We start from the raw sequence: 13,133 nt of genomic DNA, 5'->3' as shown, positions 1-13,133 counted from the left end.
CCGTTGAAAATGGGGGAGTTCAAGCGGGGAGTTCAGCCCTTGAGCGCGCCGCCGAGCGCGAACCCGCCGCCCAGCTTGCGGGCCAGCAGCAGGTACAACATCACGACCGGCAGCGAGTAGATGATCGAGAACGCCGACAACTGCCCGTACTGCGTCTGGTCATGAGCACTGAGGAACGTGAACACGCTGACGGACGCGGGGAGTTTCTCCGGCGACAGCAGCAGGATGAAGGGGACGAAGAAGTTCCCCCACATGCCGATGAACGTGAAGATGGTGACCACGACGACCCCGGGCCGCATCAGCGGCAGCACCACCCGCCACAGCACCTGCATCGTGTTCGCGCCGTCGATCCTGGCCGCCTCCTCCAGGACGATCGGCACGCCGTCCATGAAGTTCTTCATCAGCCAGATCCCGAACGGCAGCGAGGACGCGGCCAGGAACAGCGTCGTCCCCGGCATCGAGTCGATCAGGTTGACCTGCACGAACATGCTGTAGACGGGGATCATCACGGCGGTGATGGGCAGCCCCGTCGAGAACAGGATCGTGTACAGGAACGGCCGCCGCACCCGCGACCGGTACCGCGAGAGCGGGTACGCGCACAGGATCGACGCCGCGACCGTGATCGCCGTACCGAAACCGCACAGCAGAAGGCTGTTGAGCATCGGGCGGAAGGTCGTGTCGACGTTGAGGACCGCGTCGAAGTTGTCCAGCGTGAGGGAGCCGGGGAGCTTCAGCTGGAAGGTGTTGAGGTCGCTGACGGAGGCGAGGAGCATCCACAGCAGCGGCAGGACGTACAGGACCGACACCGCGACGAGGACGAGGTTCACCGTCAGCTTGCCGGGCTTCAGCCGGCGTTTGCGCGGGGCGGCGGGCGTGGCCGTGGTCTTGGCGACGGGCGGGGTGGCGAGGGCGGCGGCCATCAGTCGTCCTCCATCTTGAGCAGGCGGATGTACACGACGGAGAACAGTGCGCCGACCACGAGCAGCACCAGCGCGATGGCCGTGCCGTAGCCGATCAGGCTGTTCTGGAACGCCTGTTGGTACATGAAGATCGGCAGCGTCTCGCTCTTGTTGCCGGGGCCGCCGCGCGTCATCGTGTAGATGAGCCCGAAGACCGACAGGGTCTGGAGGGTGATCAGCATCAGGTTCGTCAGGATCGTCGGCCTGATCACCGGGAGCGTCACCCGCCACAGCCGCTGCCAGGCGTTCGCGCCGTCCATCTCGGCGGCCTCGGTGAGTTCGGCCGGTACGTCGTTGATGGCGGCGGTGAACACCATCAGCGAGAAGGCCGTACCGCGCCACACGTTGGCCAGGCACACCGCCAGGATCGGCATCGTGTACAGCCAGTTCTGCGTGGGCAGGCCGATCGCGTCGAGCAGCGAGTTCAGCGAGCCCTGGTCGAAGAAGAAGGCGTACATCAGGTACCCGGCGACGACCTCGGGCAGCACCCAGGCCGCGATCACGACGCCGCTGATCAGGGAGCGGACCGGCTTGCTGGCCTTCTGCATCATCAGCGCGAGCGCGAGGCCCAGCGTGTTCTGCCCGACCACGGCCGAGCCGACGACGAACACGAGCGTCAGCTTCACGGCGTTCAGGAAGTCGTCGTCCTTGAACGCGCGGGTGAAGTTGTCGAAGCCGACGAAGTCCGTGCCGGACGTGCCGGTCAACTGCATGTCGGTGAACGCGTAGTAGACGCAGTACGCGATCGGACCGGCGAGGAACACGGCGAGCAGGATGACCGCCGGGACGGTCGGCAGCCCGCGCAGCAGCGAGCGGACGACGGGCGAGGGGGCGGCCCCGCGAGAGCGCTTCTCGCGGGGCGCCAGGGGGGAGACGGCGGTCACTTGGTGCCCTCGACCGTGTGGTCACCGCCGACCGCCGATTTGACATCGTTGTCGTACGTGGCTGCGGCCTTGTCGGCGGACGCCTGTCCCGTCGTCACCGACTCCATCGCCTTCTGGATCGCCGTCGAGACCTGGTTGTACTCGGGCAGACCGGGGCGGTAGTGGGTGTCGGCGACCAGTCCGGTGAAGAACTTGTTGGTCGGGACGGCCTTCAGGTACTCGGGGTCGGCCGCGACGTCGTTACGGACCGCGATGGTCGCGTTGAGGACGTTCCACTTCGTGGAGTTGGCCTTCGTCTGGAGCGTCCCGGAGAGGAACTTCCAGGCCAGGTCGGCGTTCTTGGCCTTCGCCGGGATCGACCAGGCCCAGCCGCCGGACATGCTGGTCGCGCCGGGCGCCTGGCCGTTCTGGGTCGGCATCGCGGCCGTCCCCATCACCGAGTTCCACTCCTTCCACGGCGTCGGGCTCGTCGTCCCCCAGTTGTTCGGCATCCACGAGCCGTCGATGTCGATCGCGAGCTTGCCCTGGGGGATGAGTTCCGTGCCGACCGTGGTGCCGAAGTTGGCGCCGAGCGCCTGCTCCTTGGCCGGGCCGAGGCCGTCGTTGTAGACGGTGTGCACGAAGTCGAGGGAGTCCTTGAAGCCCTGGCTGCCGACGACCCACTTCTTCTGCGAGGAGTCGTACAGCGAGTTGCCCGCGGCCTGCGTGCCGTACAGGAGCATCTCGAAGCCCTGCATCGAGGACGCCTCGCCGCCCGCCTGGCCGGTGTAGAGGTTCAGCGGGGTGACGCCGGGGAGCTTCGCCTTGATGGTCCGCGCGGCCGTCAGGACGTCCGCCCAGGTCTTCGGCTGCCACGGGACGGCGATGCCGGCCTTCTGGAAGAGCTGCTTGTTGTACCAGATGCCGCGCGTGTCGGTGTTGTCCGGGACGCCGTACACCTTGCCGTCGGCGGCGCCCGTGACCGCGCCCTTCGCCGCCGCCGCGTACTGGGACCAGTCGGCCCACTGCGCGGTGTAGGAGTCGAGGGGTTTGAGGTAGCCGCCCGCGATGTCGGAGTTGATCAGCGCGGTGTCCTCGTAGACGAGGTCCGGAGCGGTCGAGGGGGACCGCATCATGAGCTGGATCTTCGTGTAGTAGTCGTTCTCGGAGGCGGTGACCGGGACCAGCTGGACCTTGGTGCCGGGGTTGGCGGCCTGGAACTCCTTCACGGCGGACGCGAGGAAGTTCGCCTGGAGCTTGACCGTGCTGTTCAGGTTCTGCCAGTAGACGACCTTGACGGTCTTGGACGAGCTGCCTGACGAACCCGAACCACAGGCGGTGACAGCCAGTGCGGTGGCGGCGGTGAACGCCGCGGCGGTGACGATTCTCGTGCGCACAGTGGTTCCTCCGGAGCGCGAAACCTGGGAAATGACGAGATGTTCTACGGCTCTTTCCAGCCACAGGGGCGAGTGGGTGCGCCGCTCTGACCTGGCCTCGGCGCCACATCACCCGGACCATGCGACCGGATTTGATGGGCGTCAGCTAAATCCAATTGATGGATTAAGTCAATGCTTCCGGCGTGTAAACTTTCGGCCTGCGGCGCGCTCTGGGGGAGCGGCCGGCCGAGGTGAGGGGTCCAGGTGGTACGGGTGACGCAGCAGACGCGGGCACAGAGTGTGACGGACGAGGCGGGTGTGCCCCAGGGGAGTCCGGTGTCGACGCCGAGCGGGACGAACCTGCCGCGCGTCGGTGGCTACAACCAGGCGGTGGTCCTCGACGCCGTCCGTACGGGCGGGGAGATCAGCCGCGTCGAGCTCGCCGCGCTGACCGGCCTCACCAACCAGACCGTCTCCAACGTCGTCCGCAAGCTTCTCGACGCCGGGCTCGTCGTCGAGTCCGGGCAGGCGCCGTCCAACGGGGGCAAACGGCGTACGTTGCTGTCGCTGCGGGCGGACGGGGCGTACGCGGTCGGTGTGCACCTCGATCCGGACGTCGCCGTCATCGTCGTCGTCGATCTCGCGGGGCAGGTCGTGGGGAGCCGGCGGCTCAGACTCACCGACCCCTCGGACCCGGCCGGCATCGTGGACCGGGTGTCCCGCGCCGCCCTACGGCTCGTCGAGCGCTCCGGCGTCGACCGCGAGCGGCTCCTCGGGCTCGGCATCGCGGCGCCCGGACCCCTCGACGGGACCACCGGGGCCGTCGTCTCGCCGCCCAACTTTCCCGGGTGGGGGCGGGTGCCGCTCACCGAGATGTTCGCGGCGGCCACCGGGCTGCCGGTCGCCCTCGACAACGACGCGACCGCCGCGGCCATAGGAGAGCGGTGGATCGGGGGCGCCCGGCGGGCCGGGAGCTTCCTCTTCGTCTACCTCGGGACCGGCGTCGGGGCCGGGATCGTCCTCGACAACACCGTGCTGCACGGCGACTCGGGGAACGCGGGGGAGTTCGGGCACATGCCGGTCGAGCCGGGGGACCGGGTCTGCCAGTGCGGCGCGAACGACTGCCTGGGCCCCTATTGCAGCCCCGCCGCGATCATCGAGGACCTCTTCGACCGCCACGGCCCCGACACCGCCGCCGGCCTCGGCCTCATCGGCGGCCCCGACTCCGTCCACCTCGACTGGAAGGCCCTCCGCAAGGCCGCCCGCTCCGGCGACGACGCGGCCCTCGACGTCGTACGGCGCGCGGCGCGGCGTATCGGCCAGGCGGCGCGGGGGGCGACGAGTCTGCTGGACGTGGGGCGGATCGTCCTCGGGGGCGAGGCGTTGCGGGGGATCGAGGGGCTGTTGCGGGAGGAGATCGAGGCGGCGGTCAACCGGACGTCCGTCGCGCGGACGATCCGGGGGATCACGGTCGAGCCGAGCGTGATCGGGGAGACGGTGGGGGCGGTGGGGGCGGCGTCGCTGGTGCTGCACGGGAACTACGCGCCGGGGTGGAGGCTGTTGCGGGAGGCGTGAGGGGCCCGCGGTTCCCGCCGGGTGACGGGGTGTCACAGGCTCTCCCGGCGTGTGGGGGTGCAGCAGTTTCCTTAAGGGTCCGTAGTGGTCTGTTGTCTGGTGGTGCCGCGTCTGCGGCTGGTACCCGCACAACCGAGTGCGCATAAAAGTTCGTGGATCGAACGCGTGACCTTTTCGCGGGAGTGTCGTTGATCGGATGACAGCATCACGCGGGAAGGGGGTACAGGATGGGCCGGAAGTTGCCGGTGGGTGAGGGTGAGGCGTCTCGTACCGCGTGTGCGCGTGGGGTGTTGCGTGGCGGGGTGGATGAGCGGACCGGTGAAGTCCTGGCGTCCTCGGTGCTGGCGGAGCGGGTGGGGTGGTGTGCCGGGCTGGTGTCCGGGATGGCCGCCGGGCTGCTGGCCGGGCACTGGAACGCCGCCGATGTGGGTGCGTTGGCGTCCGGGGTGGACGGTGGGGGCCGGGCGTTGCCGTCGAACGCGTGGATGGCGTTGCGCCGTCTGGGCTGGACCGCCTCCGCGCCCGACGGTGTCAGGGTCAATGACCGGATCGTGCGGATGGCGCAGGAGCAGGCCGGACGGATGCTGAGGTCGGCGGCGTGGCGCGTGGAGCTGACCGCCGGTGTCCTGGCTACGTGGCCCGCCGATCCGGCCCGGCGTACGGCCGTCGAGTGGGACGCGGTGCGTGAGGTGGTGCCCGGCGGCCGGTCCCTGCCCTCCAGCGTGATCACCTCCCGTACCCGGCAGATCCAGGCGTTCACGGCGAAGAACGGGCGGCTCCCGGCGGACGTGTTCGCACTGGAACCTCCGCCCCACGCCGCGCGGATGCTGTTGCTGTCAGCGTGTGACGGGCAGCAGGCCACCGTCGAACGCGCCGACCACCCCGGCCGTGCCCTGCTGCGCCTGCAACTCCCCACCCGCCCCGACCCGCAGTCGTACCGGGACTGGACGTGGGTGGCCTGCCCCATCAGCCTGCCGCCGACGGTCCCGGCCGGTGCGGTCCTGCACCTGCCCGCCCTCCGCGTCCACCAGGGCCGGGTACGCGCCGACCTCGCCTACACCCACGCCGTGCCGAAGGCCGCCCGCACCGGACACACCATCGCGCTCGGCGTGGACTGGGGACTCAACACCCTGCTCAGTGCGGGCGCCGTACGCCTCCATCCCGACGGCACCATCACCGAACTCGGTGCGGGGGGCCAGTTCCGGGCCGCCGGAGTCCTCGCGAAGCAGCACCGGCTGCGCCGCCTGTCCGAGCACCTGCACACCAAGGCCGATCAGTACCAGCGCCTCACCGGCGGCCGTGAAGATCACCCGCTGGCCGCCCGGCACGCCGTTCTGGCCGAGGAGATCCGGCGTGTGTCCGCACGCCGATCGAACCTCAACGACGCCCTGGCGTGGTCGGCGGCCCGCTGGACGGTGGACCAGGCGATCGCCGCCGGGGCGAGCGTCATCTACGTCGAGGACCTGCGGTCCATGGAGGCCCGGGGGATGGGCCGGACCATGAACACCCGCCTTTCCCAGCAGATACGCGGCCGGATCATGGACCGGATGCGGCACGTGGCCGCCGAGGCCGGGATCGCCGTCGTCACCGTCCCCGCCCGCGACACCTCCCGACTGTGCCCGCGATGCCTGACCCCGCTGCGGCACCGCAAAGCTCCCGACCGGCTCACCACACCCGGGTGGAAGTGGGCCCTGTGCCCCCGCCGGGAGTGCGGCTGGCAGGGCGACCGCGACCACGGAGCCTGGCGCCGCATCGCCGCACGCGGCCTCACCCACCAGACCAAAACCCTCACCGACCGGGGCAGCAACACCCTCGTCATCCGCAGCGTGGTCGACAGCCTCGAAACGCTGGCCGTGGTCACCCCGGTCACACCTCCGACCAGCCGGAAGGACCGGTCGAAGACCGGACCCACCCGGCACCGATACACACGCCCCGCGCCCAGGCGACGCAGGGCACCCTCCCCCACCGCACCGCGAGGTCCGGCGGGCAAGCGTCCGGAGGGACACGCTCACACGGACCGGAGAACGCTGCCTCGCGCAGCCCACCGGCACCAGGACGTGACGACGATCAGCACATCCACCACCGGCCACCACCGGCCACGAGGGGCAGCACTGGGTGCAGGATTCCACTTCCATGCCCACGCTTCCCCTCCACGGTGGACGAAACCCATGCCAGACACCCTGTCCGGCATAGGATCACTAAGCTGACCAGAGACGCTCAGCACCGTATGCGCCACACCGCCCAGCTGTGTGCTCTGGGCCTACCAGGCAGGAAAACAGACTCGACGTGTTCAGTTACACCCCCATCTTCGACCGCCTCGTCGCCGAGCGCGGGGACATACCGGCCCAGGTCCGTGCCGAGGCGGAGGGGATACAGCGCGATCTGGCCCGCATCATCCAGGCCCCACCGATCGGCGCGGGTCCGCTCGGGCGTCGGCCGTATTCTCCCGACGGGGGGTCCGGATCGGCGTTCTTGTGAGGGGGAACGGGGGTTTCGCGGGGGAACGGGGTGTGCCGGGTACGTGACCTGCCCGTACCCGATGACCAGTACGCGTACGCCGTCGACCGGATCGCGGAGAAGCCGCACCGGTAGCTGACGGCAGCACCGGGCGGGGGCCTGGCGAGCGGATCAGGGCCCCGTCGGCCGAGGTGAGTCACCGGCGCGATCGGCGCCCGCCCGGCCGGTGTCCGTCGGGTCAGCGGCCGTCCGGGGCTGCGTGAGGTTCTCGGTCAGCCAGAAGGCGGCTGGCTCCGTCCGGGAGCACGGCGGCCCGTGCGCTGGAACAGCCGCGCCAGGCCGCTGCTCCACGGTCTTGTGGCCGCACGCGAGTTCCGCGGCGATCCGCCGCTCCCTTTCCGTCACGCCGCGGACGCCGGCAGCGACCACCGACGACGGCTCCACCACGGGAGGGTAAGCGCTTTCCGAAATCTCCCCGCACCATCCTTGACAACCTCGCGCGCCCCGCCCCAGACTCACACCGCGTTGATCACCCCAGGTCAAGCCTGACGCCGAGCCGCGTTCATCCCGTAAGAAGGTACTGCCGTGCCCCTGCGCTCCCGTAACTCCCGGCGCCCCCGCACGCGTTCGCTGATCGCCACCGCCGTGGCCCTCGCCGGTGTCGCCGCGCTCGGTGCCGGTGTCCCGGCGTCCGCCGCCGACCGGCACGCCGCGCCCGCGCCGAACACCAGCCAGTTCAAGGGCGTCAACTGGGCGGACCCGCGCGACAACTACGCCAACGACGAGGTCGTGCTGTCGGGTCTCTCACTGTCGGACACGTACGCGCAGACGTACCACAAGGCGACTCGCATCATCTCCGCGTTCCGGGCCAACCTGGGCGCCAACACCGTACGCATCCCGATCAACCCGTACACGGTGAACGGCGGTTACTGGCACTCGTACCGCGCGGTCATCGACGCGGCGACCCGCCAGGGCTTCAAGGTGATCGTCTCCTACTGGGAGGGCTCCGGCACCCAGAAGGACGGGTTCATCGACGACACGGCGACGTACTGGCCGATGTGGAAGACGGTCACCAGCGCGTTCCGGCACAACGGCCTCGTGTACTTCGAGCCGATGAACGAGCCGCACGGCTACACGCCGACCGAGTGGGCCGACCTCGCCGCGAAGTGGATCGGCACGTTCCCGAAGATCCCGAAGAACCGGATCTTCGTCAGCGGCTCGGGCTACAACGACAGCGTCGTCTCCGTCTGCGCGGACCCCCGCCTCAAGGGCACGTACCTCTCCCTCCACCACTACGGCTTCTGGGGCAACCGCACCTACGACGAGTGGGTCACCGACCTCAAGACCCGCCTCGGTGACTGCGCGTACCGCACGGTGGCGGACGAGTTCGGCGCGACGATGACGAGCGGCCTCGACTACAACGGCTCCAACGTCGGCAACAACGAGATCTCCTTCATCCAGGCCGACACGGACGTCTTCCGCCAGCTCCACATGGGCTCGGTCTACTGGCCGGGCCTGCGCACGGGCGACACGTACTCCCTCCAGACCCTGACGGGCCCGGCCACGAACCCCTGGCTGGCCACGACGAACACGTCGGGCGCGGACCGCCTGAAGTGGGCGTGGGGCCGCTGACCCGGATTTCGTACGACGCTGAGGGCGGGGCCGGTGACGGCTCCGCCCTCGCTGTTCGCCGACGCGCGCACGGTCGAGGCCGGGTACTCCTACGTCGGCTCCGACGATCCCGGCGGTGCTAGACCTCCAGATCGCCCTCGATGCGCTTCAGCGTGTGCCGCGCCAGCGCCAGATTGCCCCGGCTCCGGTCCAGCGCCAGGTACAGGAACAGGGTGCCGCTGCTGCTGCCGAGGGGGCGGATCAGGTGGTACTGGGCGCCGAGGGTGATGAGGATGTCCTCGACCGAGTCCTCCATGCCGAGGAGTTCGAGGGTGCGGGTCTTGGCGCGGACGACCTCCGTGTTGCCGGCGGCGGCGACCTCCAGGTCGAGACCGGGGCCGCCGCCGAGGACGCCGAGTGACATTCCGCTCTCGTAGTCCACGAGGGCGACACCCAGGGCGCCGTCGATCGTCATCGCTTCCTTGAGCGCTGTCTCGATGTTCATGTGCTGCCCTTCGCTCTGTTCACTCTGTGCGGTACCGCGATGTGACGACGGGTCAGAAAATGAGCGACGGACGCCCTGTCCTGAACCTTTCGGATTAAACTACTGTGCCTTCAGTTGTGATGTGAAGCAAAAGTGAAGGGGAGTCCCGTTGTCATCAGTCGAAGCCTCCCTGAGTCGCCTCCTGGATCTACCGGGCGTCACAGGTGTCTCGCTCATCGACGCGGTCACGGGACTGACGTACGGCGACGCGGGGGAGAGCGGCTCGGACCCCGTCGAGTGCAGCCGCCTCGCCGCATCCGTCGAGAGCGGCCTCAACGCGGCTGGCGCGCAAGGCGAGTTGGAGAGCATCGTCATCACGGGCGCCAGCCGCCAGCTGGTCGTGGCGACCGTACCGCGACAGGGTGACCCCCTGCTCCTGACGGCCGCGCTGGAGCGCGGTCAGGCCAATCTCGCCCTGGTCCTGCACCACTTGGGCCTGTACGCGGCAGAGGTGACCGCATGACCTCCGCGGCGGCCCCGCGCAACCTCCCCGCCCTGCTGGCCGCGTTGCACGACGAGGGCCGCGACGCGGCGGTCACCGTCTCGGGCACCCCTGGTGGCACGATTCACGTACGCGCCGGACTGGTCGTCGCCGTCGACACCCCCGGCGCCCCGAGCGCGGAGTCGATCCTCCTCAAGTCGGGCCGTGTGGACGACAGTTCCTGGGTGGCGGCCCGCGCGGCGCGCGGCGACCTCGCCCAACAGCTCCAGGAACGCGGCGTGTTGACCCCGCAGGAGTTCGAAGTCGTGTGCACGGCAGCCCTGTTCGACGGCGCCTTCGCGCTGGCCCTGGGCCCCGGCGCCGTCTGGGAGGTCCGCGACCCCGCCCCCGGAGTCGTCGCCGCCCGCGCCTTCGCCCCGCACCTCGTCGCCGCCGAGACCACCCGCCGCCTCACGGTCCTCACCGAACTCTGGGGCTCCCCCAGCGAGTTGGCCCGCACCAGACTCCGTACGACGGACACGCCCCGCCCCGAAGCCCTCGGCGCCCGCCACACGGCACTCCTGGACGCGGTGAACGGCCGCCGCACCCCGCGCGACCTCGCCTTCACCCTCGGCCGGGGCACGTACGCCGTGATGGTGGACCTCGCCCACCTGCGCACGCTGGGCCTGATCCACCCCGACGTGACGCCAACGGGCCGCCCCAGCACGGCACTTCGCGTCCCGGGGCCGCGCGCCGACGCACCCCGCCCCCCGGGCCGGAGCACCCCGCTCCCGACGCGCACGCCGGGGACGCACCACCCCCACCGATCGGATACCGTGTGAACCCGCGCCGGCGCAGGAAGTCCCGACAGCGCTACCTCACGCTCGCCCGGCGACGCAGACTCGACCCGCCCGCCGACATCCCGCCGCCGCTCCCCGTACGCCGCCCCGGCACGTCGGCCGGCCGCCCCGTCCCCACGGACCTTGAGGAGCACCAGCCTGAGACGTCCCTCCTGCACCGGGTACGCGACCGTCTCGCGGCCTTGCCCTGACCTCCCCACGCATGCCCGCTCGTCCGCTCACCAGCAGGGATCGCCGATGTCCGAAGTCCACCAGTCCGAACCGCTCGTCGAGGTGCTCGCCGCGCTGCGTGAAGGGGTGATGGGTGTCAGCGAGACGGTGATCTCCACCGTCGACGGCCTCCTGGTCGCCGCCGACGTCGACGCCGTGCACGCGGAGTCCGTGGCCGCGCTCACCGCCGCGAGCTACAGCCTGGCCCGCCGCATGGCCCACGAGGCGGGCGGCACCGGCCTGCGGGACGTCACCACCCGCAGCGCCGACCGGCACATCGTCGTCCTCGCGGTCAACGACCGCGCGCTGCTCACGGTGGTCGGCGACGACGGCCTCGACGTGCCCCGCCTCCAGCGCGAGATCCACCCCACACTGGAGAGCCTCGCGAAGATCCTGGACAGCGACACGCCCGCCTGAACGCGGAACGCCCCCACCGCCAACTGCCCGGTGGGGGCGCCCTGCTGACGTGCCGTCACTTGACAGTGCGTCGCCCTGGCGGACCGTCAGTCCTTCTTCTCGCCCAGCTTCCCGATGTACTCCTGCGCCTTGTCGACCGCCGTGTCGATCTTGTCGCCGTGCTTGCCGCCGGTCCTGTCGTCGATGAAGTCCCCCGCCTTCTCCAGCCCGGCGGAGATCTTGTCCCCGTGCTCCCCGGCGAGGTCCTCGACCTTGTCCTTGAGCTCCTTGAGGTTCTTCAGCCCCTCGAACACCCGACATCTCCTCTACAGTCATGTAGTACCGACCCGTTCATGATCCCACCCCCGGGCGTCTCGCCCAGCCAGCCACCCGCACGTCCCCGACCGGCGCCGCCCGGAGGTGCTGTTCCTCCCGGCCGCCCACCAACTCGTCCAGCACGCGCGGGCCGAGGACGACGGCCTACGCGGGAGCCATCGCCCCGGACGTGAAAGAGGCGTTCGGGGTGGAGGCGTGGCAGGGGACGGCGTGACGTCTCGCGGCGGAACGCCTCGCCGAAGTGTTCGTCCGGTGCGCTGTCGTCGTCGAGGAGGTCGGCGACGGAGACGGCCCAGGTGCGGTGGGTGGTGAGACGGCCGGTGAGGACGGCGCCGTGGGTGATCACGGTGAGTCTCGGGCCGGCGCCCTCCCTCTCGGCGCGGTCGATCAGGTCGATGAGGAGTTCGTCTCGCGCGGGCATGCCCGAACTCCACTGGCGGGGAAGGCCGGTGGCCGCCGGTTCCGGTGGCAACCGGTTTTGCCGAGGTTTGACGCGGCGTGCCCAGGACCGGAACTCCGCTTTACCCAGGTGATCTAGGCTCGCCCGGGACCCGGCACGACACCCTGCGGAGGCACGACCTCGTGGTCCTGGACCTGAACCTTCTCGTGCCGCTGGACGCACTCCTGCAAGAGCGCAGCGTGACGAAGGCGGCGGCGCGGCTGGGCCTCGGTCAGCCGACGGTGAGCGCCTCGCTCGCGCGCCTGCGGCGGCACTTCGGCGACGAACTGCTCACCCGGGTGGGCAACACCTACGAGCTGACCCCGCTGGCGGAACGGCTCGCGGAACAGGTGACGACGGCCCTGTGCTCGGCGGACCGCGTCTTCCAGCCCCGCTCCGGCTTCGACCCCATCCACACGCGGCGCGAGTTCACGCTGGCCGTCACCGACGTGGACGTGGCGACGCTGGGCCGGGAGCTGGCCGCGCTGGTGAGCGAGCGGGCCCCCGGCGTACGGCTGCGGTTCCAGGCGCACACTCCCGACCTGGTCAACCACCTGGCGGACCGCCTCGGCGAGGTCGACGGCGTGATCCTGCCGCAGGGCCTGCTCGCGGACACCCCGGCGACCGATCTGTACGAGGACGAGTGGGCGTGCGTCGCCTCCGCGCACTCCGTCGCCGCCGGACCCCCGACGGTCGAGGAGCTGTCCGCCCGCCCCTGGGTGGTCCCGTTCCACTTCCCGTGGCGGAGTTTCTCCGTGGTCCACCGGCTGCGCGTCCACGGCATCGAGCCCCGCGTCGAGATCGCCGTGGAGAACTTCCTCCCCGTCCCCCACCTGATCACCGGCACGGACCGCCTCGCCGTGCTCCCCGGCCGCGCGATCGCCCTCTTCCCGCCCGGTCACGGCCTGACCACCGTCGACCTCCCCTTCGGCCCCGGCCGCCTGGTGGAGTCCCTGTGGTGGCACTCCCGGTACGAGCGCGACCCCGCGCACATGTGGCTGCGCCGGACCGCCGTCGAGGCGGGCGCCCGCGTTTCCCGGCTCTGGAGATGACGGCCACGGGCCGGGTCCCGCTTCTTGACCGCGC

Annotated in this window: 15 protein-coding genes; 9 read left to right on the top strand and 6 right to left on the bottom strand. The window is 70.4% G+C overall.

The window, feature by feature from the left end:
• Positions 1-32: 32 nt before the first annotated feature.
• The 3 genes from ACQCO7_RS02890 to ACQCO7_RS02880 are packed head-to-tail and all read right to left on the bottom strand — an operon-like array spanning position 33 to position 3,219.
• Positions 33-920, bottom strand: a complete 888-nt coding sequence (locus ACQCO7_RS02890) for a carbohydrate ABC transporter permease (protein ID WP_464070288.1) — start codon at positions 918-920, stop codon at positions 33-35.
• A complete protein-coding gene (locus ACQCO7_RS02885; RefSeq protein ID WP_464070287.1) occupies positions 920-1,843 on the bottom strand; it encodes a carbohydrate ABC transporter permease in 924 nt (307 codons plus the stop codon). The genes ACQCO7_RS02890 and ACQCO7_RS02885 overlap by 1 nt, the downstream gene beginning before the upstream one ends.
• The gene (locus ACQCO7_RS02880; RefSeq protein ID WP_464070286.1) at positions 1,840-3,219 is read right to left on the bottom strand and encodes an extracellular solute-binding protein; all 1,380 of its coding nucleotides are present in this window, start codon (positions 3,217-3,219) and stop codon (positions 1,840-1,842) included. The genes ACQCO7_RS02885 and ACQCO7_RS02880 overlap by 4 nt, the downstream gene beginning before the upstream one ends.
• A gap of 252 nt (positions 3,220-3,471) precedes the next feature.
• Between ACQCO7_RS02880 and ACQCO7_RS02875 the strand changes: the two genes are divergently transcribed.
• From ACQCO7_RS02875 to ACQCO7_RS02860, 4 genes are all read left to right on the top strand, one after another.
• Positions 3,472-4,773 (top strand): ROK family transcriptional regulator, encoded by a 1,302-nt coding sequence (locus tag ACQCO7_RS02875; RefSeq protein WP_464070285.1) that lies wholly within the window; start codon positions 3,472-3,474, stop codon positions 4,771-4,773.
• A 302-nt stretch (positions 4,774-5,075) separates the two neighbouring features.
• The gene (locus tag ACQCO7_RS02870) at positions 5,076-6,980 is read left to right on the top strand and encodes a zinc ribbon domain-containing protein (protein ID WP_464070284.1); all 1,905 of its coding nucleotides are present in this window, start codon (positions 5,076-5,078) and stop codon (positions 6,978-6,980) included.
• Between the two features lie 79 nt (positions 6,981-7,059).
• Positions 7,060-7,251 carry a hypothetical protein gene (locus tag ACQCO7_RS02865; RefSeq protein WP_010356198.1) on the top strand — a complete coding sequence of 64 codons (192 nt, stop codon included), beginning with the start codon at positions 7,060-7,062 and terminating at the stop codon, positions 7,249-7,251.
• 564 nt (positions 7,252-7,815) lie between these two features.
• Positions 7,816-8,862 (top strand): glycoside hydrolase family 5 protein, encoded by a 1,047-nt coding sequence (locus ACQCO7_RS02860; protein ID WP_464070283.1) that lies wholly within the window; start codon positions 7,816-7,818, stop codon positions 8,860-8,862.
• Positions 8,863-8,980: 118 nt separating this feature from the next.
• Here ACQCO7_RS02860 and ACQCO7_RS02855 read toward each other — a convergent pair whose 3' ends face one another.
• Positions 8,981-9,346 (bottom strand): hypothetical protein, encoded by a 366-nt coding sequence (locus ACQCO7_RS02855; protein ID WP_464070282.1) that lies wholly within the window; start codon positions 9,344-9,346, stop codon positions 8,981-8,983.
• A 148-nt stretch (positions 9,347-9,494) separates the two neighbouring features.
• Between ACQCO7_RS02855 and ACQCO7_RS02850 the strand changes: the two genes are divergently transcribed.
• Genes ACQCO7_RS02850 through ACQCO7_RS02835 form a run of 4 tightly spaced genes read left to right on the top strand, consistent with a single transcriptional unit; the run spans position 9,495 to position 11,293 of the window.
• Positions 9,495-9,848: a hypothetical protein gene (locus ACQCO7_RS02850; protein WP_464070281.1), complete on the top strand. Its 354-nt coding sequence runs from the start codon at positions 9,495-9,497 to the stop codon at positions 9,846-9,848.
• Positions 9,845-10,648: a hypothetical protein gene (locus tag ACQCO7_RS02845; protein ID WP_464070280.1), complete on the top strand. Its 804-nt coding sequence runs from the start codon at positions 9,845-9,847 to the stop codon at positions 10,646-10,648. The genes ACQCO7_RS02850 and ACQCO7_RS02845 overlap by 4 nt, the downstream gene beginning before the upstream one ends.
• On the top strand, positions 10,645-10,857 hold the full coding sequence (locus tag ACQCO7_RS02840; RefSeq protein WP_464070279.1) for a hypothetical protein: 213 nt from the start codon (positions 10,645-10,647) through the stop codon (positions 10,855-10,857). Before ACQCO7_RS02845 ends, ACQCO7_RS02840 begins: the two co-directional genes overlap by 4 nt.
• 46 nt (positions 10,858-10,903) lie before the next feature.
• Positions 10,904-11,293, top strand: coding sequence for a roadblock/LC7 domain-containing protein (locus ACQCO7_RS02835; protein WP_464070278.1), 390 nt, complete (start codon positions 10,904-10,906; stop codon positions 11,291-11,293).
• An 86-nt stretch (positions 11,294-11,379) separates the two neighbouring features.
• Here the strand turns inward: ACQCO7_RS02835 and ACQCO7_RS02830 are convergent, their stop codons facing one another.
• Together ACQCO7_RS02830 and ACQCO7_RS02825 are read right to left on the bottom strand one after the other, a co-directional pair.
• Positions 11,380-11,586, bottom strand: coding sequence for an antitoxin (locus ACQCO7_RS02830; protein ID WP_464070277.1), 207 nt, complete (start codon positions 11,584-11,586; stop codon positions 11,380-11,382).
• On the bottom strand, positions 11,571-12,029 hold the full coding sequence (locus tag ACQCO7_RS02825) for a hypothetical protein (RefSeq protein ID WP_464070276.1): 459 nt from the start codon (positions 12,027-12,029) through the stop codon (positions 11,571-11,573). The genes ACQCO7_RS02830 and ACQCO7_RS02825 overlap by 16 nt, the downstream gene beginning before the upstream one ends.
• Positions 12,030-12,190: 161 nt before the next feature.
• On the opposite strand from ACQCO7_RS02825, the gene ACQCO7_RS02820 reads away from it, so the two are divergent.
• Positions 12,191-13,099, top strand: coding sequence for a LysR family transcriptional regulator (locus tag ACQCO7_RS02820; protein ID WP_464070275.1), 909 nt, complete (start codon positions 12,191-12,193; stop codon positions 13,097-13,099).
• The last annotated feature ends 34 nt before the right edge of the window (positions 13,100-13,133 follow it).

The sequence above is a fragment of the Streptomyces saintjeani genome, assembly GCF_055409605.1.
Note: the sequence above shows the minus strand (reverse complement) of the source record. Positions and strands in the feature narration are given on the sequence as shown.